The 23,352-nt window shown below is 42.7% G+C and carries 25 protein-coding genes and 2 pseudogenes; 7 read left to right on the top strand and 20 right to left on the bottom strand.

The features are described from left to right. Positions 1 to 8 precede the first annotated feature (8 nt). The 3 genes from WJM94_RS11390 to WJM94_RS11380 form a co-directional block, all read right to left on the bottom strand. Positions 9 to 464 carry a DUF6691 family protein gene (locus WJM94_RS11390; RefSeq protein WP_444494327.1) on the bottom strand — a complete coding sequence of 152 codons (456 nt, stop codon included), beginning with the start codon at positions 462 to 464 and terminating at the stop codon, positions 9 to 11. A 10-nt stretch (positions 465 to 474) separates the two neighbouring features. Beyond that, a complete protein-coding gene (locus WJM94_RS11385) occupies positions 475 to 894 on the bottom strand; it encodes a YeeE/YedE family protein (protein WP_444494326.1) in 420 nt (139 codons plus the stop codon). Between the two features lie 90 nt (positions 895 to 984). After that, complete coding sequence (locus WJM94_RS11380; protein ID WP_444494325.1) at positions 985 to 1,296, bottom strand: metalloregulator ArsR/SmtB family transcription factor; 312 nt, start codon at positions 1,294 to 1,296, stop codon at positions 985 to 987. Positions 1,297 to 1,474: 178 nt separating this feature from the next. On the opposite strand from WJM94_RS11380, the gene WJM94_RS11375 reads away from it, so the two are divergent. The 6 genes and pseudogenes from WJM94_RS11375 to WJM94_RS11350 all read left to right on the top strand — a co-directional run bounded on the left by WJM94_RS11375 (position 1,475) and on the right by WJM94_RS11350 (position 6,790). Further along, a complete protein-coding gene (locus tag WJM94_RS11375) occupies positions 1,475 to 1,660 on the top strand; it encodes a YgaP family membrane protein (protein ID WP_444494324.1) in 186 nt (61 codons plus the stop codon). 63 nt (positions 1,661 to 1,723) lie between these two features. Further along, complete coding sequence (locus tag WJM94_RS11370) at positions 1,724 to 1,852, top strand: hypothetical protein (RefSeq protein WP_046875441.1); 129 nt, start codon at positions 1,724 to 1,726, stop codon at positions 1,850 to 1,852. A 122-nt stretch (positions 1,853 to 1,974) separates the two neighbouring features. Continuing rightward, complete coding sequence (locus WJM94_RS11365; RefSeq protein WP_065298609.1) at positions 1,975 to 3,678, top strand: FAD-dependent oxidoreductase; 1,704 nt, start codon at positions 1,975 to 1,977, stop codon at positions 3,676 to 3,678. A gap of 171 nt (positions 3,679 to 3,849) precedes the next feature. After that, a complete protein-coding gene (locus WJM94_RS11360) occupies positions 3,850 to 5,160 on the top strand; it encodes a type II toxin-antitoxin system HipA family toxin (RefSeq protein ID WP_444494323.1) in 1,311 nt (436 codons plus the stop codon). Positions 5,161 to 5,572: 412 nt separating this feature from the next. Next, positions 5,573 to 6,073 (top strand): annotated as a pseudogene (locus WJM94_RS11355) (IS110 family transposase); the annotation flags it as partial. 336 nt (positions 6,074 to 6,409) lie between these two features. Next, a complete protein-coding gene (locus WJM94_RS11350) occupies positions 6,410 to 6,790 on the top strand; it encodes a DUF2799 domain-containing protein (RefSeq protein ID WP_444494322.1) in 381 nt (126 codons plus the stop codon). A gap of 115 nt (positions 6,791 to 6,905) precedes the next feature. Here WJM94_RS11350 and WJM94_RS11345 read toward each other — a convergent pair whose 3' ends face one another. Together WJM94_RS11345 and WJM94_RS11340 are read right to left on the bottom strand one after the other, a co-directional pair. Continuing rightward, positions 6,906 to 7,577, bottom strand: a complete 672-nt coding sequence (locus tag WJM94_RS11345; RefSeq protein ID WP_444494321.1) for a hypothetical protein — start codon at positions 7,575 to 7,577, stop codon at positions 6,906 to 6,908. Positions 7,578 to 7,612: 35 nt separating this feature from the next. Then, on the bottom strand, positions 7,613 to 8,218 hold the full coding sequence (locus WJM94_RS11340; RefSeq protein WP_444494320.1) for an HD domain-containing protein: 606 nt from the start codon (positions 8,216 to 8,218) through the stop codon (positions 7,613 to 7,615). Between the two features lie 254 nt (positions 8,219 to 8,472). On the opposite strand from WJM94_RS11340, the gene WJM94_RS11335 reads away from it, so the two are divergent. Next, positions 8,473 to 9,360 (top strand): bile acid:sodium symporter family protein, encoded by an 888-nt coding sequence (locus tag WJM94_RS11335; protein ID WP_444494319.1) that lies wholly within the window; start codon positions 8,473 to 8,475, stop codon positions 9,358 to 9,360. 72 nt (positions 9,361 to 9,432) lie between these two features. Here WJM94_RS11335 and WJM94_RS11330 read toward each other — a convergent pair whose 3' ends face one another. The 15 genes and pseudogenes from WJM94_RS11330 to WJM94_RS11260 all read right to left on the bottom strand — a co-directional run bounded on the left by WJM94_RS11330 (position 9,433) and on the right by WJM94_RS11260 (position 23,345). Then, entirely contained in the window at positions 9,433 to 9,600 is a 168-nt protein-coding gene (locus WJM94_RS11330; protein WP_444494318.1) for a hypothetical protein, read from the bottom strand. Between the two features lie 79 nt (positions 9,601 to 9,679). Beyond that, positions 9,680 to 9,982 (bottom strand): hypothetical protein, encoded by a 303-nt coding sequence (locus tag WJM94_RS11325; protein WP_444494317.1) that lies wholly within the window; start codon positions 9,980 to 9,982, stop codon positions 9,680 to 9,682. A gap of 378 nt (positions 9,983 to 10,360) precedes the next feature. Continuing rightward, positions 10,361 to 10,957, bottom strand: a pseudogene (locus WJM94_RS11320) (tyrosine-type recombinase/integrase). Between the two features lie 220 nt (positions 10,958 to 11,177). Further along, on the bottom strand, positions 11,178 to 11,807 hold the full coding sequence (locus WJM94_RS11315) for a DUF3299 domain-containing protein (RefSeq protein WP_444494316.1): 630 nt from the start codon (positions 11,805 to 11,807) through the stop codon (positions 11,178 to 11,180). 92 nt (positions 11,808 to 11,899) lie between these two features. Beyond that, on the bottom strand, positions 11,900 to 12,286 hold the full coding sequence (locus tag WJM94_RS11310) for a hypothetical protein (protein WP_444494315.1): 387 nt from the start codon (positions 12,284 to 12,286) through the stop codon (positions 11,900 to 11,902). Between the two features lie 25 nt (positions 12,287 to 12,311). Further along, on the bottom strand, positions 12,312 to 13,652 hold the full coding sequence (locus tag WJM94_RS11305) for an amidohydrolase family protein (protein ID WP_444494314.1): 1,341 nt from the start codon (positions 13,650 to 13,652) through the stop codon (positions 12,312 to 12,314). A 48-nt stretch (positions 13,653 to 13,700) separates the two neighbouring features. After that, complete coding sequence (locus tag WJM94_RS11300) at positions 13,701 to 15,035, bottom strand: amidohydrolase family protein (RefSeq protein WP_444494313.1); 1,335 nt, start codon at positions 15,033 to 15,035, stop codon at positions 13,701 to 13,703. 205 nt (positions 15,036 to 15,240) lie between these two features. Beyond that, a complete protein-coding gene (locus tag WJM94_RS11295; RefSeq protein ID WP_444494312.1) occupies positions 15,241 to 15,804 on the bottom strand; it encodes a YSC84-related protein in 564 nt (187 codons plus the stop codon). Positions 15,805 to 15,915: 111 nt separating this feature from the next. Next, on the bottom strand, positions 15,916 to 16,374 hold the full coding sequence (locus tag WJM94_RS11290; protein ID WP_444494311.1) for an acyloxyacyl hydrolase: 459 nt from the start codon (positions 16,372 to 16,374) through the stop codon (positions 15,916 to 15,918). A gap of 144 nt (positions 16,375 to 16,518) precedes the next feature. Next, positions 16,519 to 18,933, bottom strand: coding sequence for a mechanosensitive ion channel domain-containing protein (locus WJM94_RS11285; RefSeq protein ID WP_444494523.1), 2,415 nt, complete (start codon positions 18,931 to 18,933; stop codon positions 16,519 to 16,521). Between the two features lie 180 nt (positions 18,934 to 19,113). Then, positions 19,114 to 19,968, bottom strand: coding sequence for a phospholipase A (locus tag WJM94_RS11280; RefSeq protein WP_444494310.1), 855 nt, complete (start codon positions 19,966 to 19,968; stop codon positions 19,114 to 19,116). 67 nt (positions 19,969 to 20,035) lie between these two features. Continuing rightward, positions 20,036 to 20,908, bottom strand: a complete 873-nt coding sequence (locus tag WJM94_RS11275) for a hypothetical protein (protein ID WP_444494309.1) — start codon at positions 20,906 to 20,908, stop codon at positions 20,036 to 20,038. A gap of 55 nt (positions 20,909 to 20,963) precedes the next feature. Continuing rightward, complete coding sequence (locus tag WJM94_RS11270) at positions 20,964 to 21,563, bottom strand: ABC-type transport auxiliary lipoprotein family protein (RefSeq protein WP_444494308.1); 600 nt, start codon at positions 21,561 to 21,563, stop codon at positions 20,964 to 20,966. Between the two features lie 5 nt (positions 21,564 to 21,568). Beyond that, a complete protein-coding gene (locus tag WJM94_RS11265) occupies positions 21,569 to 22,546 on the bottom strand; it encodes an MlaD family protein (RefSeq protein ID WP_444494307.1) in 978 nt (325 codons plus the stop codon). After that, positions 22,539 to 23,345, bottom strand: coding sequence for an ABC transporter ATP-binding protein (locus tag WJM94_RS11260; protein WP_444494306.1), 807 nt, complete (start codon positions 23,343 to 23,345; stop codon positions 22,539 to 22,541). Before WJM94_RS11260 ends, WJM94_RS11265 begins: the two co-directional genes overlap by 8 nt. Positions 23,346 to 23,352 lie beyond the last annotated feature (7 nt).

The following is a 23,352-nucleotide window of genomic DNA, read 5'->3' as shown; positions in this document are numbered from 1 at the left end:
CACATAAATTATGCTTTGGCTGTTTTCATTTTCTCTTCACGAGAGTTGATCAACAGTTTCGTAAATATCGAGCCTGCTAACATCGCAACAAAGAACAGAACAATACTTACATTACCTAAAGCCAGACTTGCCACTGCAGGGCCAGGACAGATTCCTGCCAATCCCCAACCTAAACCGAAGATGGCAGCACCAGACAACAATCGAGCATCTATTTTAGTGTTAGTCGGTGTACACATTTCTGCACCGCTAACTGATTGTTTTCTCGGCTTGATAATTAAAAAATAGCTTGGCATAAACACAGCCAGTGCGCCGCCCATCACAAAAGCTAAACTTGGGTCCCAGTTTCCAGAAATATCTAAAAATCCAATGACTTTGTCGGGATCGATCATGCCAGAAACCGACATCCCCAACCCAAATAAAATACCGCTCACAAGCGCAGCAATACGAAAAACAGTGTTGTTCATGGAATCTCTCTTAAACTAGGTGAAGTCGAACAAAAACGGTTAAGCCAGCAACAGCCATAAAAACACATGTTGCAACGATAGAGCGCTTAGACAAACGCCCGATGCCACAAATGCCATGACCGCTGGTACATCCGTTACCTAGTCTGGTTCCGATACCAACAAGTACACCAGCAGCTAGCACCAAACCAACAGACAGATTTGCTGTACTAGGTACTGCTACGCCGAGCAACAAAACACTAACAAGGCCACCTACAATCATGCCGACTGCAAATAGAAGTCGCCATGAATAGTCACCTTTCTTAGGCGACATAATGCCATTCATAATTCCACTTATTCCGGCAATTTTGCCGTTTACCAATAATAAAATAGTGGCTGAGATTCCCAATAAAATGCCACCAAACAACGATTCCCATGGAATAACGTCTAACATTATTTACCTCTATAGTTTTCTAGCCAGTTGGCCCTTGTTAGTTAATTTTTTTGATTTATTTAAGCGATAAGCACGGATTAGGGCAAGTTGTTACTCGCCACAAAAAACACCATGAAGTGCTTTAATTAATGACTCAACTCTCGGTTCAGACAACGAGTAAAATACCTGTTGTGATGACTTACGAGCACTGATTAATTTGTGCTTGCGCAACACCGTTAAATGTTGCGAAAAGGCTGATTGGCTCAGAAAAGAGTGTTTTTGTAACTCCCCAACCCCAACTTCACCTTGAGTAAGCTGACACAAGACCATCAACCTTTCTGGATGCGCCATAACTTTAAGTAGATCTGCGGCTTCAATTGCGTTGCCTTTCATCGCCGCTACGTCCATTGCTGTATAGCTCATGACTCACCTCTACATAAAAAACTAAATTAGATATTACTAAAAAACAGTATTTAGTCAACACTAAATTAGCAAAGATGAATTTAGTTAAATTAACATTAGACATTTCTAATTTAGGTGTTTATAGTGAGAATAATTGAAGGACGGCTGTTTCAGTTAGATAGTTCTAAGGAGAAGAGTTATGTCGTTAGAAAATGCTGTACGAGTTTTTGCTGGCATCATGGTTTTAGTTTCGGTCTTGCTCACTGTATACGTTCACAGTAACTTCATTTGGTTCACTGTGTTTATTGGCGTTAATCTGATTCAAAGTGCTTATACCGGAATTTGCCCTGCCGCTTATTTTTTAAAGAAATTTGGTTTTAGATAACCTGCATATTTCGAGCTGGCCCTACAATAAGGAGTCAGCTCATCTCAAAACTTGGAGTTAATAATGACTAAAATTTTGATCGTCGGTGGTGTCGCTGGTGGCGCATCTGCAGCAGCGCGTGCTCGTCGTCTGAGTGAAGACGCAGAAATTATCATGTTTGAGCGTGGCCCATTTGTTTCTTTAGTCAACTAGATGATTGACGACATTTAAGTTGATTTTACATTGCTCTCAGCATCATCTTAAAAACAAACAAAAATTCACTTTTTTTGAGTGTATTGTCGTTTGTTTTTAACTCGCTAAGTTGGAGTGTCTATATGACCAAAATTCTCATTGTCGGTGGTGTGGCTGGCGGTGCATCAGCAGCAGCCCGCGCTCGTCGTTTAAGTGAAGATGCAGAAATTATTATGTTCGAACGAGGTAGTTTCGTGTCTTTTGCTAACTGTGGCCTTCCCTATCACATCGGTGGCGACATCAAAGATCGCAGTAAATTATTGCTACAAACACCAGAAAGCTTTTTAGCGCGTTTCAACGTTGATGTTCGTGTAATGAATGAAGTGGTTTCGATAAGCCGTCAAGACAAAACAGTGACAGTAAAAAATCTTCTTGATGGCTCAGAATACGAAGAGACATACGACTTCCTATTACTTAGCCCAGGTGCAGGCCCTATCGTTCCACCAATCCCTGGTCTGGATAATCCGTTGACTCATTCACTACGTAATATCCCTGATATGGATCGCATCATTAAAACGATCCAGATGAACAAGCCAGAGCACGCCACGGTTGTAGGCGGCGGTTTCATTGGTTTAGAAGTAATGGAAGCCTTCCACCAACTGGGGATTAAAACCACTTTGCTTGAAATGGCAGAGCAAGTCATGACACCTGTTGACCGTGAAATGGCAGGTTTCGCTCACGCAGAAATCCGTGAAAAAGGGATCGACCTGAAGCTTGGGGTGGCGCTTGAATCTGTTCAGTTCTTACCTAACGAGCATATTGCAAGTATCGAGGCTGGTGAAAGCGAAAAGCACCAACACTTAGAAGGTGAACTGGAACTCACTCTGAATAACGGTGAAAAACTCACCACCGATATTTTGATTATGGCAATTGGTGTTCGCCCTGAGACCAAATTGGCAAAAGAAGCTGGCTTAGAAATCGGTGCTCTAGGTGGTATTTATACCAATGAATACATGCAAACTAGCGATCCTTCAATTTACGCTGTTGGTGATGCAGTTGAAGAAAAAGATTTTGTCACTGGCGAGCAGACACTTGTTCCTCTAGCTGGACCAGCAAACCGTCAAGGTCGTATGGCTGCTGATAACATGCTAGGTCGCAAAGAAACTTACCAAGGTACACAAGGTACTGCGATTTGTAAGATCTTCGACCTTGCTGTGGCTTCAACAGGTAAAAATGAGAAACAATTGAAACATGCTGGCGTTGAATACGAAAAAGTTTACGTCCATACCGCAAGCCATGCGAGTTACTATCCTGGTGCAGAAGTCGTTTCATTTAAAATGTTGTTCGATCCAAAATCGGGTAAGATTTTCGGTGCTCAAGCTGTCGGTAAAGACGGTATCGATAAACGCATCGACGTTATGGCCGTGGCTCAACGCGCAGGTATGACGGTAGAGCAACTTCAACATTTAGAATTGACTTACGCGCCACCTTACGGCAGTGCAAAAGATGTGATCAACCAAGCTGCGTTTGTCGCAAACAACATCATCAAAGGTGACGCAACTGCGATTCATTATGATGAAATCGATAAATTGTCTGAAAACCAGGTCCTTCTTGATGTACGTAATCCAGGTGAACTTGAGTCGGTAGGATATCTTGAAGGTGCAATCAACATTCCTGTTGACCAATTACGTCATCGTATGAACGAACTACCAAAAGACAAAGAGATTGTGATTTACTGTCAAGTTGGGTTACGTGGTAACGTTGCTTATCGTCAGTTAGTTAACAATGGTTACAAAGCTCGTAATCTTATAGGCGGTTATCGAACTTATCTTCATTCAAAAATCTAATTACTATTAACACAATTGACAGCCAGCACTTTGATTGCTGGCTGTCGTATAACCTACCGTATCCCTTAATAGTCAGTCCACTGTGCTATAAAATCAGCACTAGCTATTTTGTTAACTAATTATAAGATTTAGGTACTCCTATCCGCCTTCAATTTTCTTCAGAAGAAACAGATGACCAGTTTACTAATACACATCAACAACACCAAAGTTGGCCATCTAACCAAGATTACCAATAGTCAAATGCAGTTTTGTTACGATAAGAAATGGTTAGATCAGCCGCATGCCTACCCGATTTCGCTGTCTCTTCCACTTCAACATCAACCGCATAAAGGTGACCCTGTCGCAAATTATTTTGATAATCTGTTACCCGACCTAACTTCAACACGTAAGAACATACAGCGTCGCTATAGCACCGACTCAACAAACACCTTGGACTTATTGCATGCAATCGGCCGCGATTGCGTTGGCTCACTCTCATTGCTGCCAGAAAATGAAGTACAGAATGGTCTTGCTTCAACGCGGCTAGAGCCACTTTCAGTTCGTAATTTACACAATATATTTACGGCTCATGAGTATCAGGTCCCTCTTGGCATGATCGATAAGCACGACTTCCGCATCACAATATCTGGGGCGCAAGAGAAAACTGCTCTACTTAATATTAAAGATGAATGGTTTTTACCCAGTTTGGATTACCCAAGCACTCACATTCTCAAATTCCCAATTGGCTTTATTCAGCAGCCAACGGCTACACTTGATATGACAGATAGTGTTGAGAATGAGTATTTTTGTATAAAACTGGCAGAAGCAATGGACTTCCAAGTTCCAAAGATTGAGATACTAGAAGTCGAAGGAATGAAAACTCTAGCCATTGAACGCTTCGATAGACACTGGTCGAAAGATGAAAACGCACTTATTCGATTGTCTCAAGAGGACATGTGCCAAGTATTCTCGCTTCCCTCCCGATTGAAATATCAGAGTGATAGTGGCGTTGGTATTAAAGAAATCATGCAACTACTGAGTGGTTCTAGATGCGCAGACAAAGACTGCGACGATTTTATGCGCTTTCAAGTATTTCAATGGTTGGTCGGTGCAACCGACGGGCATGCAAAGAACTTTTCAATTTTTATCGAGGCCGACAGTACGTATCGATTAACACCTTTCTACGACATTATGTCAGCCTTCCCCGCATCAAATGGCAAAGGTATTAACACGCGTAAACTAAAGTTAGCTATGTCTCTCAAATCCACTTCAAGTGGCAATAAGTGGCATTTAGAAAAAATCTACCCGCGTCACTTTATTGCAACAGCAGAAACCGTTGGTTTCTGCACAATTCGAATGCAAGAGATACTTGACGAGTTTGTTGACTCCTTTCCGAATGCTATTGAGCAAGTAATTAACCAGCTACCCAACGGCTTTCCTGCTCATATCATAGATTCCATTGTCAGCAACTCGCTTAGAATCCATAGCAAAATAAAGCTCTAGCAGATCAAAAAGCTATTGGATAGCCACTGAGTTTGCGGCAATTCGAGATTAGAAACGCATGCTCGTATGTTTTGCAACGAGATTAACTGGGCGGCTAAAGTAGGTTTTCTAGAACTCTCCGCCGAGATCAATTTTGTAATCACCGATGATCTCCTCCAGTTCCTGCTTAAGTGCAGGCGTTACGATTGATAGGTTCTGGCTGTTTTCTTCAACATCTTTATGCATTAAGGTTAGAAATTCGCGCTTATACTGAGTTTCTAATACATCATAGTGGGCTTTTTATGATTGATGTTTCATAACACAATCCTCGGGTGAATACGGCTTAGGTAAAGCATTATGCGTAAGTCCCTAGAAAATTACGATTAGAAAGAATCGTTTGTTGATCTCAAGTTTACTATGAGCAAGTCGAACTGCTCGCCAGAAATTGCTAGATTTTTTGTCTTTCCATGAGCCTGTAATTATAGCCATGGAGTCATGTGGCGGATCTCATTGGCTAGTTAGGAAGTGCGCTGAATTTGGTCATGCTACCAAGCTAATTCCCCCTCAATATGTGAAGCCATACGTTAAAACCAATAAAAATGATTTCATCGATGCTGACGCTATTGCAGAGGCAGCTTCGCGACCAACAATGAGGTTCTCTTCAGCAAAGACCGAATCAGCTCAAGTGGTCTCTGTCATTCGAAAAATACGCAGCGGATATATTAGAGAGCACACCGCTTGTATGAACAGAATCGGCTCTACCCTTCTAGAGTTCGGGATAAGTTTGCCAAAGGGACACGCTAGCATGAAAGGCTTATTCCAGTGACTAGTGGATAAGAATCAACACCTTCCACCTCTAATCATCTTTGAATTGAGTGAGTTACATGAACACTATCAGAACCTTAATGAACGTATAAACTCACAAGCAGAAAAGGGGGCATAATTCCACCACTACCTCCATGGTTATTTGATTGATATTTAGTTTCCAAATGGTACAGAAAAGCTCGACGAGCTAGATCCAGCAAACCTACTCTGTAATAGGCAGCGCTCTCGATATAGTGAACCCAACACAGCCAGACTAATCTGGTTTTTTAACTAAGCATTAAATACCTCATGTGGCCTCATTCCGCCGAGATTCCAGGCATAACATAGCTGATGTCCCCTTCTTCCACTAGCAATAGACACGTTGCCTACCAATTATCATATGCAGCTCTATACTCACTATTGGTAGTTACACAATTGTCATTAACTTCGAATAAGAGAGGCTAAAGTGAAATTTCCACTCTTAATCATGTTGAGCCTTACCTTAATTGGTTGCTCAACAGGTTCAGAACAGTCGATGCTTGCGCAATCTGGCGAGTGGCATTCTGTTGGTGTCATAGATGGCCAACAAGGTCATTACCAACGAGCCAAAGTAGAACTTACCGCACTGAACAACATTGGTAATGAAGGCTTTCAGCAATACAAGCAAGGATACTCGCAGGGGATATCTGACTATTGTTCACCGGAAAACGCCTATAAACATGGCGACGCTGGCGTTCGATACAGCGGGCAATGCGCAAACACTGAGTTTGAAGATTTAACTGTAGAAAAATGGCAGAGCGCCTACACGGATTATGTATCCATTGAGGCGATGTTATTTGAGTTTTGATCTTATCCACCCTAGCTCTTACAGCAACGGCAAACAGCGAAAACAAAAGGCGTAGCAAGCACGTGTTTGTTACGCCTTTCAACTATCTTAACCATTTAGGCTCGTGTCAAAGCCGTTAACTGAACGGAATATAGAAACCGATAATATACGCATCATCACCTTGACCTAGTGGTTCACTATCTGAAGTGATCGTTGTAGCCACATAAGGATGAATGCCACTAAAACCCGTGTATTTGAATTCCAACTCCAACTCTTGCCAGGACTCCGAAAGCGGACCCTCTAATGGATTCATATTTGTGAACGTCGCGGTTAAATAACCGACATCTGTCATTGGGAAGCCTGCAAGGACATCGGTTCGAATCAGATCAAAGCCATCATCACCTAGCTGGTAATCATAACGGAACTGACCTGCTAATTTGATCCCCTTAAAACCCGCATAAGCCCACCCCAAGCCTGATTTTAATGCGTCGTCCTTATCAACGACATAGTCGTATTTCATGACCGGACCAGCATAGAATTTGCCGACCACTGGGATCATGTAGGTGAAGCCTGGATGGATGTGAGTAACCGTATTGCCAAACCACGTTGTGCCATTCAACTCTAAAGTGGTCCCGAGGAGGCCCACCCCCTGCATTCCCCAACTGCTATGGAGTTCCGCAAAGTGTCGCTCAAAGTCACTGCCCCGCTTCTCAGCTTTAAATTCCATAAGGTGATTAGCGGCCAATGCTGGGGCATTCAGCGCAATCCCTAAGCCCAAGATGCTTGTAATTTTATGTATTTTTCTCATTGATAGACTTCCCGTTCTACTGCACTTACTGGCGATTATTTTTGAGCTTCCAGGTGTTCTGCCCCTTCCTTGTAGAGCGAACGAACCGGTTTAGCGAAAACCTTACGGATCATCGGCTCAAAAAATTCCAAAGGTAACGTGTCTAAATTCGGGTCAAAGGCTGGTGCATCGTATTTACTGACAAACTCGATAGTTCGCTGATAGCAAGGATGGTCGCTATAGGCCTTGTGCATGTCGCGGTCCATATTCAGGTGATGGAAGAAGTAATACCCCTGAAATATGCCATGGTGCTTAATCATCCAGTGATTTTCTTCACTGACGAAAGGCTCAAGAATTGCAGCAGCAATGTCCGAATGATTATACGAACCTAACGTATCACCAATGTCGTGCAGAAGCGCACAAACGACGTATTCATCATCCTTCCCGTCACGGTGCGCCAAGGTTCCACTTTGCAAACTATGAGTGAGCCGGTCTACCTGAAATCCACCGAAATCACCATCAAGTAACAACAAGTGTTGAATGATTCGGTCAGGCAGTTGCTCTGCATAGTCCACAAATTGGTTAGCGATTATCTGCCAGTCCTGGGATGTTCCATTTTCCATGTGCGTGAAGCTAGCGATTGGTCGGTTAGTTGGCTTCATATGTTGCTCCCTTGTTAAATTATTACTAATAGAAGCATGATTAAAGTGCGTTGAATGTTAAAAATTTTACATTCAATAAAACAGTACTTTAGTAAGGTTGTGTTGTGTGATGTTAAGAAGTTGTTAACATATCGCTAGAGCTGTTTGGTCTTAAGAACTCTATGACTGACAGCAAATCGAACATCGACAAACACCGGAGTAATGCCAAGAATCGGCATCTTTGGTCAATTCCATAAACTTTGCAGGAGGCAATTGTGGAATCAAATCAAATCATCTCTATAGGCCTACCGATTTCACTCATCATCATCATGATAGGGATCGGGATGACGTTAACTTTGAATGACTTTCGTCAGGTTACCCAAAAGCCAAGAGGCCTAATACTCGGAAGCATTGCGCAGATAGTGGGTATGCCTATTATCGGCATCGTCTTGGCACTTGTTTTTAATTTATCGCCGGAAATGGCAGTGGGCCTTGTTGTTATTGCTGCCTGCCCTGGTGGAACAGCATCGAATCTGTTTGTACTTCTGGCAAGAGGAAATGTCGCCCTTTCTATAATGCTCACGGTTATAGCCAGCCTGATAACCATCGTGACATTGCCACTAGCTACAACTTATGCCATGTCACTATTTAGCACAACCTCTGTGCAAATTGAACTCCCTGTTGGGAAAATGATAGCCATGATGGCAGGTGTGGTTTTGGTACCGGTCATTTTGGGTATGCTGATTAGACATTTTTGGGCTCAATGGGCGATCAAAGCTGAGCAAGGTGTTAGTAAGCTTGGCGGATTAACTTTACTGGCATTGATCACTGCGATACTTTATGACATTGGGGATAACCTTTTCCAGCTACTGTTGCAGGCCGGGGCGGCATCAATTTCACTCAATATCATAGGCGCACTACTAGGTATTCTAACGGCAAAATATTGTCGTTTATCACTAAGAGATGGCCTTACGATTGGTGTCGAGCTAGGTGTCAAAAATAGCACTTTAGCTCTTATGGTCAGCGTGACCATACTTGGTTCAGAAACCATGTCTATCCCAATCATCGTTTACAGCATCAGTATGTATCTGTGTGCATTCACACTAACTGTATTAGGACGACGTAACGAATCGAAGTCAGTCACCTCCCCTGAAGTAGCCTAAACAAAAAAATACTGGGTGACTTTCCCACAAAAACCCAACTGTAACGTTGGGTTTTGTGATACCCCACCTAGCTCAAACGTGTGCATACACTACGCAACGACATTTTTCTCGCGGCATTAGATCGATATCTAACTCAGACCTCAAGGCATTACAGTCTTCGATTTCTCCCCACACTTTCACCCTATTGAGCGCCTTAGCTAACGCAAAATCACGAACCGCCTTGTCGGACAATTCCTTCATTGAGGCTTTCTGAAGTGCCAACATGTCTCAAAGCGGGATACGTCCATAAACTATTCTGGGCTTACCTCTCGGAACCACTCTATAAGTTGGTCGAAGGTCCAGCAGTTCTCATTACAAAGTATTTTTCAAACTCATCATCCGAGAGATGGGTCATATTACATCGAATGCTTTGTCGGTATTCCTCCACCGTAGCCCAGCGAATATTACCCGTCTCGCCGTTGAACAAAAGCGTGCTAAGGTTACGACTACCCTGCCCGTTTAGCTGGTAGGAATAGCCTAGCCACTTACCCTTAATACGATGAATCGCTCTTAAGGTAATCACATCTATATATGGCGTATAGAATTGCACGAATAACTTTGTACCACGACTCGTAGTGACCATAGCAAAATTCAAATCACTTCCCACCAAATTAACAATCTGAATTCGTTTGCCAATTTAGCTCAGCGAATCTTGAACCATGTCAATCTTGTGTTCCTTGCTAAATATCCCAGTCATATCCTAAAGCTCGTAAGGTTTTTGTTTGTGTAATCAACGAACGTTACGGCCAAGTAAGACACTTCCCCAGAATGTTGCGTTACAAAAAAGAGCCATTGATCTTCTCTCTACATGTGTGAAAGACACATAGTTTTAGAAAGGCTGTCTTCTATATTCCTAAAGATTAATTTTTGTAAGGCAAACGTAAAGTTACAGGTTGTCAATGAGCTTCAACTCTGAGAAGGAAAGGGGCACAGGCTTTTTAGAAGAGAAGAAAAGCCTGTATCAGCGCTTATTAGCAGTCTGTTTTCTTAGAGCGTCCTCTAGCTCAACGCCAAGGTACCGAATAGTGTTCTCTAGCTTCGAAAGCCCAAGTAAGATCTGTACCGCCCTGATGTTTTTTGTTTTGGCGTAGATCAAAGTAGCTTTGGTGCGGCGCATGGAATGAGTACCATAATAGTCCGCATTCAATCCAAGTTTTACAGCCCAATTCCTGATAATTGATCGATAGTATGATTAGCTAATAGGTTGCTCTTTGCGGCGGCCACTCGTAAATAAAAAACTACTGCCTCTAGGGATGCTGAAAAGATCCGTCGGCTAATGCTTTGTTGCGTTCTTGGAGTAATCTCATAGTGTACGTCGGTGCCCGTTTTCTGCTGAATGCATTGAACCCTTTCATAGATAACTCCTTGTGAAGAAACATCGTATACGTGGAGCTTTAGCAAATCACATGCTCTTAACTTGCTATCAATAGCGAGGTTCAGTAACGCAAGCTGCATTAGGTTTTTTATCAATCTCCAATCTAGTTCTGATTCGCCAGATTTCTTCAAACTTAAATGGCCTTTTGATGCCACTGCATTTTCCAGAAGATAACTTTCTCATGATGACCTGCTCTCAATGTTGTTGGTCAACATGAAGTTTGGCAGTCACATTTAGTAGGGGTCAGGAGCAGCTGAAACATCGGTGGACATTTATGAGTTACCGCTTTTTCTTAAATTAGCATTTCACAGATTAGCAGACGTAATAAAAAGGTCACATGTCAACGGACTAATTTGCGAGTGGGTCGTACGCTGCGGTAAAGCTGTTATACTCACGATACTTTTCATTGATAATCGGTGACCTGGTAAGCGTCAATACGGTAACCAAATGTCACGTCTCCAGCCCCGTCGGAAAGATACAGTTGTGATTGCCCTGCTCCGACCAACATGTTACCTTCCACCCAAACAGGTGGATACATGCCATCAGCCTCATAGCCATCTTTAAATTCAACGTAGACCATTTGATTTGGCGGTGGTGGCGGGACATGGATACATGCACCCACCGTCGGCACGAGTAAAAATTGAGTGACTTTGTTATCACTATAATCCAAAGGCAGTAAATAACCTGGAATACGAACATTATGTTTATCTAGTGTTACGTCAAGCCTCTCTGAAGCAGCACGTCGTTTCTTGGCTATCTGATCTCGCTGCGCGAGCAACCCATCCACATCGATATTTTGTGATGAAAGTGAAATCATCGATTCACTAAGCATTTCTTCAGACTCTTTGGACAGTTTCTCCCCACTCGCCAATTGCGCTCGATACCCCGCAATAACCGATAAATCATACAATTGCCCAGAAGACAAACGTCGAAACGGATCGTCAAACTCCTTTGCGGGAGGGATCAAATCTTTCCAAGACAGTTCCCTAACCGTGTCAGCTGCATATGAGGAATTCGCTCCGAGAGCACCCATAAAAAATACACAAATCAACCTGAATATCACTTGAAACAGCCCCCATAGTTTCATTCATGTTTAGCAAAAACATCACTTTACGTTTTAGTGTTCTAGCGCCTACTATACCAACCAAACAACGCGATAAGATTCAAAAGTGAACCCAACCCATTAATAGTAACGGCAATGACAAACGCGAATAAACTCGCATAGTATTCAAGCCCAGAATCCATATAACGCATGATATTACCGATTACGCCACCACCACCGAAAAGTACCAACGCAAAGACCATAGCTATACGATAGAGGCGTTCAAAACCGAAGTGCGGTAATGCCAGTGTAAACAAATAAGCAACAAAGAGCGCAATAGAGGGGCCGATAGCGGCCGCACTCAATGCCTCCCCTGTCTCCTCTAAGTGCCAATAGCTGAGTCCAAGGTAAGTGAGTGAGGCACACGCAAATAGTCCCTGGTAGACAATCAGCCTGCGTAACTTCAACATAGCTATCGACCTCCAGACGCGAACTTTATCGAATGTCCTTGTATACTTTCCCGCCCTTCATGATCAATGCCAGATTAGCATCATGATCACGAAGGATGGAGATGTCTTCCAGAGGGTTACCATTAATTAGCAACAAATCGGCATGCGCTCCTTCTTTTATTACACCAATTTCCCCCGGATACGGGCTACGAGGTCCTGAAAGTTGAAGAAGCTCTCCAGATAATGAGGTTGCCTGACGCAACACTTCTGCTGGAGTAAACCAAGCCGTCCGCTCAACAAACTCACGAGCCTGATCTGCACAGGCTGAATCACTGACTACCACATCAGTACCAAAGGCAATTTTTAGATTATACTTCTTGGCCAGCGTAAACATATTGTCCAAACCTGCTTCAACCATCTTACCCTTTGCTAAACGTACTGGCCCCAAGTCAGGACTAAAGGTTTTGTAAACGACGACTTGCGGACTTAACCACACGCCTTTCTCAGCCATAAGCTTCGCGGTATCTTCATCAATCAGGTTGCCATGTTCAATGGACTTCACCCCTGCTTTGACTGCGGCCATCACACCTTCAGGGGTGTAGGTGTGAGCGGCAACATAGGTCCCATAAGCGGTAGCGACTTCAACGGCTGCACTGATTTCGTCGTGTGTGAATTGAGTGGCATCAATTGGATCAAATTCGGTACCCACGCCACCCGCCAAATGCATTTTGAGCTGAGACGCGCCTTTTTTAAGATTTTCTCTTGCCGCGGTCAGAACCTGATCTCGGCCATTGACGATCCGACTGTAGCTTACGCGCTCTAAGTAATTCTCTGGACCACCAAACTCACGTGGTTCCATGAATCGCGGACTGGCATCACCATGTCCACCAAATTGAGAGAGAACACGCAAGCTTGGCCAAATGCGAGGCCCAGAGATTTCATCTCTATCTGAAGCAAGCTTTGCCCCCCAAGATGCGCCACCTACGTCACGTAAACTGGTAAAACCGCGCATTAGGGCCTCTTGAGCAGCAATAGATGCAGATATACCAACGTAGTCCAAATCAGGGGCAAATGCCCCCCCTAAATCCGCGACTGAGGTTCGACACATCCCCAAATGATAGTGGACATCGATAAACCCCGGAGTCATAACCCTCCCCCCTGCATCGATGACCTGAGCGCCTTCCTTAGGGTCAATATCTGTCCCGACCTTTATTATCTTGCCCTCTTTAATCAACACATCGTAACCATCGAGGAGTTTGCTGGATTGACCATCGAAGATACGAGCATTGGTAATTAATGTCAGTGTCGCTTCAGCGGCGAGTAAAGTTGGAACCACACATAAACTCAACACGATTCCAGCCAACACCGTATTCATTGAACGTTGCATAAGCCTCTTACTCCTATATCGCGGATTAGATTCTCGCTAAATGAAACATTACATGCTGTTTTTAAATACCTTTCCGTCTTTCATGATCAAGTCGAAGTTAGCTTCAGCATCAGCAACAATGTCAATATTTTCTAGCGGATTTCCATCTACTAATATCAGGTCGGCATAAGCCCCTTCTTTGATGACGCCCAGTGCCCCTTGTTGGTATGGAACGCGAGGACCAGCCAAAGAAATTAACTCCGCGTTATCGGAAGTCACCATCTTCATGATTTCGTAAGGTGTGAACCAACGTTTCATTTTAGCGACAAACTTGCCTTGCTTTGCGGCCGTAACCGGATCGAACAACATATCGGTACCCCATGCCATTTTGACTCCAATTTTTTTCGCCAAGCCAATAACTTTGTCGGTACCATCGGTTACCTGAATCCATTTCTGTGTGCTGAAAGGGTCATTAAATGTGAAGGCATCTTCATCGTTGATCAGTGGTTGTACTGACAGCCACGCCCCTTTTTCTTTCATCATCTTGAGTGTTTCTTCACTCAACAAATTGCCATGCTCAATCGATTTGACCCCAGCTTTGAGGGCGGTTTGTGTGGCTTTGTCGGTAAAAATATGGGCAGCAACATAGGTATTCCAAGTTTCTGCGACCTCTACAATGGCACGCATCTCTTCGTATGTGTATTCCTGCACATCGAGTGGATCATAGACGGATGAGACACCACCACCACCGGCAATTTTAATTTGGCTAGCGCCCATACGGAGTATTTCCCGCGTGCGCTTAGTGACCTCGGGGACCCCATCAGCGATCAACATTAATCCATTTCGATTCCAATACTCCAATGCATCACCATTGTTTGTTGGTACCGCCTGTTTAGCACGATAATCGAAATGCCCGGAAGTTTGACTCATTGGAGGGCCGGAAGGAAAAATACGTGGGCCAACGAGTTCACCCGAATCGATCATTTTTTTGGTGGAAAATGGATTACCACCCACATCCCGAACCGTTGTAAAGCCACGTAGAAGAGTTGCTTCTGCGCCAATAGCACCGCGAATGGCGATTTCAAGAATGTCGCCTGTGATCACCGTCGCTTGGGGAGCACAGCAATATGAGGTATGCCAGTGTGCGTCGATCATGCCTGGTATCATCGTGCGACCACCGCCATCAATGATTTTCCCTCCGGCCACAGCTAATGGCTCTTTGGAAACCTGCGTAATCATATTGCCAGTCACGACCACATTTGCATTCTGAATTAATTTCTCGTTAACACCATCAAAGACATTAACGTTGGTAAAAAGCGTGACGTTATTCTCATCCTGAGCAAAAGGAGAGGAACTAGCCAATGCAACCAGTCCCGAGACCATATAGGCATAAAGCTTTTTCATAAGAGTAGTTTCCTTAATACTAATACCGGATTTATTTACAAGTAAACAACTGCATAGATAAGTAATAGTCCACATTGGCGAAAAGGGTTAGCTTAAAGAAGTGAGGCTTGAGGTAGGTCACGATGATATGAAAAACGAGAACAGATTTATATAAATCCCACCGCTAAAAGATGCGGTGGGAGAAACGGCAACAGCAGGCTTTTATCTAGTAAGGTTGATAACCAAATTTCTGGCCACCGATTGACAGGTCGAGCATGAAGCCGCCGTTGGCATATTGATATACCGCTATCCCATCAACAAAATCTCCGTGCTGATTCGTGTTGTCGGTGCTAGCCGTATTGCCAACCGTTGAGGAAGAAGCCTGTGCGCTAAAATCTAACGCTACCGCAGACGCATCGGCAGAAAGAGCAAATTTTCCGCTGGTAAACTCATTGAACGCCCTTTCGTCAACGAAGAACATTACTTGATCAAAAGTTTTGCCTCCTAGTGTTGCGCCAAAAGACACCTGCGTTAAAGTGGCTCTGCCGACTTTGGTACCACCTTTAAACACCTCTCCCTCCCCAAACGCACCAGAAAGCGCAATCCCCCCCTCTGACACGCTAGGAAAAACCGCATAACCATAGGACTCTTCAAATAACTTCTTCAGATTTTCAGCTTGTGAGAATTTACTTATCGTCAATTGGGTTTCGGAAGCCAGCGACGGGGTTGCATTGGCAACGTTGACCTGAGAATAAAAAATTAACATGACTATCATCAACAGCTTTTTCATATTGCACTCTCTCTTTGTAGAACAGATATAAAACAACCAGTAATCCAGTATATGCCAAATTCGAATTTTAGGATGGTTTTAAGATATTTTTGCTAACAGGAGGTGAACTATCTAAAGATCTAACTGCAGGTTGAGCTGTAAGATGTTATAACCCGCATTTGCTGGATAAATACCTCCATTGGAGTAATGGAGGTAAAGTAGTGATAAATAGACCTGCTCCCATTTTAACCCAGCTCCAATTCGGTCTTCAAATTGGAAATGCCCACCCATATTACGGTCGATGATTTCTTTTTCACTGATATAGCTCGCGCCGATCCCAAACTCAACTCTCGGTTTAGCTTGATATATGCTTTGATGAAACTCGTAATAAAACACTGGTGATAAGGCGTAGATAGTAAGGTCATGGTTCTCAGATAAGAATAAATGGTTGTATGAAACATCCAGATACGCTGAAAGCACCCCAGTATCACTGCCCCACCACGCAGAATCGAAGTAATGTTGAATACCTACACGAACCAACACCTCTTCATCCAGCGAGTAGCCAATCCCTGCACTAACACTACTGACCATCGTTTGTCCAGGTACCAGCGGCGATACTAAGTAACTAATTAACAGCACAAATACTCTATATAGTTTGGATTTCATAGGCAATTAATTATTATGATTTTTATAATTAATTGTAGGTAGAAAAATCAGTCACAACAAATAATTAGCCTATTTCATATGAACATCCAGTTGAGGGTAAGAAATCTCAACATTATTGTCTTTAAATAATCGATTGATACTTTTATTGAGCAAATGAATGGTTGGTAATCGGTCGTCAATCGAATTTATGTGTACACGCAGTTCAAACTCCAGGCAACTATCACCAAATGTGAGAAAATAAACCGTTGGCGGTGGTACTTTCAGGATCACAGGCACCCTATTGGCGGATTGATAAAGCAACGTTTCAACCAAATCGATATCGGAATCATAAGCTACGCCGACGGGTATAACAATTCTAGTAACTGAATCGGTCAATGACCAATTTACAAGCTTATCTGTTATGAATACTTTATTGGGAACCACTATTTCCTTATTATCCCAGTCAATGATCGTCGTTGAACGCGTTTTAATTTTGCTCACCGTTCCGGATAACTCATTAATAGTGACCGTATCCCCAATTCGGATAGGTCGCTCAAATAATAAGATAAGCCCTGAAATAAAGTTAGCGAAGATTTCTTGCAACCCAAAACCCAAACCTACACCAATTGCCGCAACTAACCACTGCAAACGCTCCCACTCCAACCCTATGGTAGTAAAAGCAATTGAGACACCAATTAACGTGAGGGCATATCGAACCAATGTTGTGATTGTATAGCCGGTTCCCGGTGGTAAAGATATTCGACGTAGGATAAGCAACTCGAGAATACCGGGTAAGTTACGGATACTCACAAAGGTAATAATCAGCGTTAATAGAGTAAATAAGACGGCCTTTAAAGTAATATCCACCAACTGAGTGCTTCCACCGACGGATTGGTTTATCTGCCATAAAACCACCTCGTCCATCCAGTTGGTTAACTCGAGCTGACTAGACCAAATCGTAGAGAGCAAGGTAAATAGTACTATCAGACAGAGACCTTTTAGCACCGTCATAGACTGTTCATTAATGGCTTCTTTGTTTAGACCTTGGCCTTCCATTTCAATGAAGGTGGATTCATCCATGACACCACTGCTCTCCCGCGCTATTTTTTCTTCTCGACGGGCGACAAACCGCTGATAACTTAATTGCCGCTGCTCTAATATCAACCAACGTACACCCAGCTGAAACAATAAAAACACCCCAGTCAAACACAATATATTAAGCTGTTGGAGTAAGAACACTTTCCAAGAAGCCACATATAAACCGACGACGCCCATAATAACAATAAGTAAAAATGAACCTGACAGGGCGTAAAATAGGGTTAGGTAACCCAGGCCACTTCGGAAGAACACTGGGAAATTCATTCTTACTTTTTTAGATTTCAAAGTGTATGTGCAAGCCACAAAAAGCAATAGCACGATCAACAAAAATACGATTCTGAGGATCTCTGCTTTACTTCCATCAGACACTAATCTAAACAAGAGGAAAACGAGCATTAATATGAATAGTGGGTATATGATTAAACGTGTTTTTTTGTGCATAGTAAGGCACGTTTCTTCTTCCCAGCCGAAGTGTAATTCGAGCATCCCTTGCTTACGACTTAAATGGTAAACAAAATCGAACGCCCATAATAAGCCTAAACTCGAAAGGAATATGGTATCAAACGAAGTATAGAACTCTTTGCCAATCAAATTATTCAAAAGCCATACACAATTTAAATAAAAAACAGGAAGAATAAGAGATGCCAAAAATGTCATGGCTAACACAGTGACGGTGTTCGAGAATCCGTCCTTTAAAGGGTTACCAATGATCTTGGCTTGATGAATAGAAATAATATTTAACTTAAGCCTCGACCACCACTTTACCAATAGCAACATTAGGGTGAATAAGATAAAGTAGAAGGTGAGAATGTGAGATTTATTATCACCAATATTGTTGATAATTTTCCCCATTGGATCGTCAGTACCAAATAAGAGGGTGCTGTCAAGATGGCTTAAATTTGCCCAGATGGGCGCATTGGTGTAGGTCCAAACCTGTTGTTCTTGAAGTAACGTTCGTGATTCTTGGATCAATATCGAGTAATCATTGGTTAACTTTATCAAAGACGACAGTTCTTGAGAAAGCGCTTCATACAAGACAGCTAATTCTGTCAAGTTCTCCCATCCATCCTCCGACTTGTTAATCATCATTAGAGATTTCTTTACCTCATGATGCTTTACTCTAACAAAGGATTGATAAGCGTTGACTATTTCAGAATTCGTTTCTTCGGGTAAATCTCGTAATTTGTTATAAATATAATCGCTAAACGTTGTCGTTTTCCTTAACCATTCTAGATTATCTTTGATGACCTCTAAATCTTCTTCAAGTAGCTGCTGGCTGGCCCTTATCAATTCATATTCGCGACTGACCTCTTTGATTCTCTCCCTAACGTTTTCTATTTCCAACGTGATGTCATCTTGACTGGTATACACCCTTTCGATATCAACGATATTTTCCACTATGGACATCCGTTCAATAAAACGACTGGAGTATATAGAATGCCCTTGATTTTGAAACGGACGAGTCAGGCTATCTGAGTAATAAATAGCGATAAAAAGCAGAATAAAAAATGATGAGATATAAAAGGTCATCCTACGTGTAATGGTCAAAATATACCTCATCAAACCGTCATTAATGCTGAATACTATTTAAAACATATCTGTTAACGCTACACCGATCCCTATCCTCTGCTGGCTATGATTGTAATCGATAAGGCTTTCACCATAGCCGTTAGAATACTGAATGTACCCTTTCAAGTGATCGATAAAAGGAAAAGTCATCCCAACTTCTGCATAACCGTGATGTTCTGAAAAATTGTTTCTTCCCAGAAACTTAAACGCGAGTCCCTCCCATTTATAGATTGCTCCAACCTCAAAATGCCCCATATAGTCGAGTAGATCTGGATTATCATCATCTTTGGCTGACTCTGACAATCTCACCCACGGTTTGATTCTGAATGCAAAATTGCCTTTTTCAGCGATTAATCGGCTATGCACATAGTTCCAACTTCTTGATAGCTCGCCGCTTTGTCCATTTGAACTGTGTTTGATACCCGCACCCAGATAAAAATCATAGCCGTAAAACTTACTCGCCAACGGTGTTAAATAAAATATTTCTGGTTGATAGTTGGTTTCTCTAAATGGCCTTGATATGTCCCCTGCATAAGATTGCCACCAAGACCTTAAAGTAAAAGCAAAGAAAAGGCGGTCATCCGTAAAGAAGAGATCTTTCGGACTTAACGGGACTTTAAAACTTAACTGATATTTGGACTCCACGTCCTTCAATTTACCGTACCAATCGGTTTCACTGTAAGCCTCTTGGTTGATATCGTCACTGTATAAAACGGGTAAGATATAGTTCATCTCGTGTGGGGTGATAACGAAAGGGTTAAACATCGTGTCACGCTCTTGACTAAAACGTTCAGCGATCCCCCCTTCGGCTTGCCCCGACCCCATCTCTTCCGCTAAACAGGACGTTGAGTAAAGGGCCAGACATATGGCCATCGTATCCCTTAGTCGCATCATAGAATCCTTTTGTAGGTAGATTTGGTAACGCTCACTTCCATTCCACCTACTGGCCGAAAAAGAAGCCTAACCTGAACATCAACCGGTGATCGAAAACCTTGTATTCATCCGAATAGAAAAGAGGACCAGACGCCGTCATAGACATGATAACTGAATGATTTGCTAGCATTTTACCTACAGTCACGTCATAGGGAATGAAATAGTCTCCACTCTCTTTTTGAGTGTATTTTCCATCTTCGAAATTGTACCTCCACTCATTTTCTCCCCATAAAGTAAACACTTCAAAATACTCCCATGGCAACGTAAAGTTGATGGTCGGTCTGAAACTTAGCTCACTGATTTCATCAAAATTGAGTGTCCCTTGTCTTAACTTCTCTTCGGGAGCAGTGAGGTATTTTATCAACGGAATAATCGCAGAGCCTTCATGTTCGCTTCCAAATGGGTGAATAGGGATCGACATGCCGAAAGTTGGTGCCCATGTTTCCTTTTGCCTTCCGTTTGTCGCAGAGCCTAAGTTAGCCGACATACCTAACCCCCATGCGTACTTGCCAGCAATACGTAGATCCTTTGATGAAATATAGATAGCCTGAGCGTAAATGCTTCCCAAATCAAAATTCCCACTCTCTCCCGGAGTGGACGAAGATGACGATAAAAATGGTACATCCATGCGTACATACATAACACCGCTCTCTCCAAGAGAAACCGGGGCATCAGCTCTAAATACGATGGTATCTGCATCATTTTTATTAAAGTTATTATGATAGGAATCGAACGGTAAACTGTCGTGCTGATACCGTATATCGAATCGCGTTAATGGTTGGGTCGCATCCTGTCCTGTGTTTGGCGCGGCAAAAGCATGGGTTAATGAAAGTAACATTAACGCACATGCGCTAAATGATATTTTGGTTACGTTTTGCATTTAAACTCTCCTTGTTAATAAAACTGACCATTCAGTCATTAACGCTGGTTTAAAGTCATGATTTGCTGATCTCCAGCGATAGGTTTTCAAGAATCTGACTTAATGCTCTTCCTAATCCCTTAGCTAGCTCATCGGGTGTTCGTTCAGCGAGTACTACCTCGCTTGAAATTTTCTTGTCAAAAATGACTAAAGGCCGTATTTCCTTCTTGTCGATCAAGATGAACTGTATTTCCATAACTGCAGATGGAGTCACCTCATTTCTGAAGTCTCCAAACAGTTTGGTGATCACCGCTTTTAACACGTAATCTGATGAAACATTCGCGTTATAAGGGAGTGTGCTCGAAACCACACCGGAGCGTGTAAGCCAAGTCGAAAGCTGATTCTCCACAATTGCCGCTGGGGCGGTGATGTAACGGTTGTAATAGTCACTTTCAAAATTCACGTCAGATAATCGGTAAACCATCTGAGTATCATTGAACGGTTCATCTACCTGCACACTGTCAATCAATACCGTGTCATACCGTTTACTCAAGGTTTCAACGGGTTGATTCGCTACAATGGCGAAGTTCTTTGGCGCTTCTACCGGTTTCTTGATACTACATCCCGTCATCATAAATAGACTTAGTAGCATCATGAGATACGTTTTACTTGTCATAACATCTACTCTTTATTGATTTTTAACTTTTCAGGCTCTGTGCTAAATATGATACTTGATGGTTGATTTTTCAGCGTTCCCGAGAAGTTTTTCAAATTCTCAGCCGTCGCTCTCAAATCTTTAATCATATAGTTAATGTCATATTGATTATCATCCATCATCACATCTAGCCTTTGCGCGACTCGGTCCATGTCTTGTATTAATTGGGATATCTCTCCTTTATCGCCCAACGACTTGTCAAGCTTTGACGTCACGTTTGAAATCGAAGTGATGGAATTTCTAACGTCTGAGCTTGCCACTAAGTCATCAATATCTTTGACTAATTTATTTACATTAACGACTAAACTCGTCAGCTCTTGCGACATATTGCTGACATCCATTGCTTTAAGGCTTTTGTCTATATTGACAACTAGTGCGTTTAAGTTTTCGCTCAGACGTTGGATGTTTGCCTCATCTAACGTTTCAATGAGTTTGTTCACACCTGACACAATTTTACCCGCAGAACTTCTGGTGGAAGGGATATAGGGCACTTCAGGAGTCCAATCAAAGGAAAGATTCTCAGTTGAGGAAACATAGTCAAAAGAGAGAAATTGCTGCCCTGTAATGCCTGCTAGTTGAGTTTGCGCTCGCAAGCCTCTGTCAACATATACCTCTATGTTGCGATTCCACTCCTTAATCGCTCGCTTCGGTCCGGTTATCTCACTACGTACCACAACATAAGACTTTCTTGATTCCCTCTCTACACTGTTTTCATAGAGTGTATCGGACAGTTCAATCGCCACGACTTCGCCAACAGGGATCCCTCGATAACGGACTGGGGAGCCTACAGCAAGGCCCGAGACGGAACTATCGAAATAAGTCTCAACCATAAGTTTGGGCTTGAACATCGATTGCCCACCTAAGATGAACAAAATGATGAACAAACATATCAGCGTCGAAACTACAAATAACCCCAAACGAAAATTACTTTTTGAATCATCCATCGCTATGCTCACTTACTCTGTGTTCAACATCTGATTGACGGTTAAAGAACTGACGAACTCGTGGATCTTTGCTCTCATCGCGTAATGAATTAGGACAGCCTTCAGCAATAATACTTTTGGAGACCGGGTCTAACATTATTGCCCTATCAGCAATGGCAAATATGCTCTGCAACTCATGCGTCACAATAACAAACGTGTACCCTAAGTTGTCTCTTAAGTTTCTTATGGTTTGGTCTAAGTTGGCGGCCGTTATCGGATCGAGTCCCGCTGAAGGCTCATCCAAAATGAGTATATTTGCGCCTATGGCCATGGCCCTCGCAATACCAGCTCGCTTAAGCATACCCCCTGATAACTGACTCGGCATCAGATTCTGTGCATGCCCCATTTCTAATAGTTCAAGTAAGGTGAGAGAGATCTTATTTTTCTCTTCAAGTCCGAGGTCGGTGAACTCATCTAAAGGAAAGCGGACGTTTTCTAATATGTTAAGCGAACCAAACAATGCACCACTTTGATACATCACGCCCAATTCACGTTGAATATCAGATTTATCATGCTTGGCTGCGTTAACAATACTCTTTCCGTTTATTGTTATGTCTCCGGACATCGGCTCATACAAACCGATAATGTGCTTCATCAAGCTTGATTTACCACAGCCAGAACCGCCTAAAATCACCAGTATTTCTCGTTTATTAACGCTAAATGATGCGTTTTCTAAAAGAATTTTGTTGCCATAGCCCATTTTTAAATGAGTCACAGCAATCGCTTCATCTGAAACTTGGCTACTTTTCTTTGCTTTCATTCGCACC

The sequence above is a fragment of the Vibrio sp. YIC-376 genome (assembly GCF_052353105.1).
In the GTDB taxonomy this organism is placed as follows: Bacteria; Pseudomonadota; Gammaproteobacteria; order Enterobacterales; family Vibrionaceae; genus Vibrio.
The sequence above is the reverse complement of the archived record's forward strand: the minus strand, read 5'-3'. Positions and strand labels throughout refer to the sequence as shown.

What these genes read in the sequence shown, in the direction of transcription:
- WJM94_RS11380 (WP_444494325.1), bottom strand. Translation starts at nt 1,296, where the DNA reads ATGAGCTATACAGCAATGGACGTAGCGGCGATGAAAGGCAACGCAATT.
- WJM94_RS11270 (WP_444494308.1), bottom strand. Translation starts at nt 21,563, where the DNA reads ATGACAAGTAAAACGTATCTCATGATGCTACTAAGTCTATTTATGATG.
- WJM94_RS11305 (WP_444494314.1), bottom strand. Translation starts at nt 13,652, where the DNA reads ATGCAACGTTCAATGAATACGGTGTTGGCTGGAATCGTGTTGAGTTTA.
- WJM94_RS11340 (WP_444494320.1), bottom strand. Translation starts at nt 8,218, where the DNA reads ATGAAGCCAACTAACCGACCAATCGCTAGCTTCACGCACATGGAAAAT.
- WJM94_RS11285 (WP_444494523.1), bottom strand. Translation starts at nt 18,933, where the DNA reads ATGTCCATAGTGGAAAATATCGTTGATATCGAAAGGGTGTATACCAGT.
- WJM94_RS11390 (WP_444494327.1), bottom strand. Translation starts at nt 464, where the DNA reads ATGAACAACACTGTTTTTCGTATTGCTGCGCTTGTGAGCGGTATTTTA.
- WJM94_RS11330 (WP_444494318.1), bottom strand. Translation starts at nt 9,600, where the DNA reads ATGAAGGAATTGTCCGACAAGGCGGTTCGTGATTTTGCGTTAGCTAAG.
- WJM94_RS11365 (WP_065298609.1), top strand. Translation starts at nt 1,975, where the DNA reads ATGACCAAAATTCTCATTGTCGGTGGTGTGGCTGGCGGTGCATCAGCA.
- WJM94_RS11385 (WP_444494326.1), bottom strand. Translation starts at nt 894, where the DNA reads ATGTTAGACGTTATTCCATGGGAATCGTTGTTTGGTGGCATTTTATTG.
- WJM94_RS11370 (WP_046875441.1), top strand. Translation starts at nt 1,724, where the DNA reads ATGACTAAAATTTTGATCGTCGGTGGTGTCGCTGGTGGCGCATCTGCA.
- WJM94_RS11295 (WP_444494312.1), bottom strand. Translation starts at nt 15,804, where the DNA reads ATGAAAAAGCTGTTGATGATAGTCATGTTAATTTTTTATTCTCAGGTC.
- WJM94_RS11275 (WP_444494309.1), bottom strand. Translation starts at nt 20,908, where the DNA reads ATGCAAAACGTAACCAAAATATCATTTAGCGCATGTGCGTTAATGTTA.
- WJM94_RS11360 (WP_444494323.1), top strand. Translation starts at nt 3,850, where the DNA reads ATGACCAGTTTACTAATACACATCAACAACACCAAAGTTGGCCATCTA.
- WJM94_RS11345 (WP_444494321.1), bottom strand. Translation starts at nt 7,577, where the DNA reads ATGAGAAAAATACATAAAATTACAAGCATCTTGGGCTTAGGGATTGCG.
- WJM94_RS11265 (WP_444494307.1), bottom strand. Translation starts at nt 22,546, where the DNA reads ATGGATGATTCAAAAAGTAATTTTCGTTTGGGGTTATTTGTAGTTTCG.
- WJM94_RS11260 (WP_444494306.1), bottom strand. Translation starts at nt 23,345, where the DNA reads ATGAAAGCAAAGAAAAGTAGCCAAGTTTCAGATGAAGCGATTGCTGTG.
- WJM94_RS11325 (WP_444494317.1), bottom strand. Translation starts at nt 9,982, where the DNA reads ATGGTCACTACGAGTCGTGGTACAAAGTTATTCGTGCAATTCTATACG.
- WJM94_RS11280 (WP_444494310.1), bottom strand. Translation starts at nt 19,968, where the DNA reads ATGGCCATATGTCTGGCCCTTTACTCAACGTCCTGTTTAGCGGAAGAG.
- WJM94_RS11290 (WP_444494311.1), bottom strand. Translation starts at nt 16,374, where the DNA reads ATGGTCAGTAGTGTTAGTGCAGGGATTGGCTACTCGCTGGATGAAGAG.
- WJM94_RS11315 (WP_444494316.1), bottom strand. Translation starts at nt 11,807, where the DNA reads ATGGGTGCTCTCGGAGCGAATTCCTCATATGCAGCTGACACGGTTAGG.
- WJM94_RS11375 (WP_444494324.1), top strand. Translation starts at nt 1,475, where the DNA reads ATGTCGTTAGAAAATGCTGTACGAGTTTTTGCTGGCATCATGGTTTTA.
- WJM94_RS11300 (WP_444494313.1), bottom strand. Translation starts at nt 15,035, where the DNA reads ATGAAAAAGCTTTATGCCTATATGGTCTCGGGACTGGTTGCATTGGCT.
- WJM94_RS11310 (WP_444494315.1), bottom strand. Translation starts at nt 12,286, where the DNA reads ATGTTGAAGTTACGCAGGCTGATTGTCTACCAGGGACTATTTGCGTGT.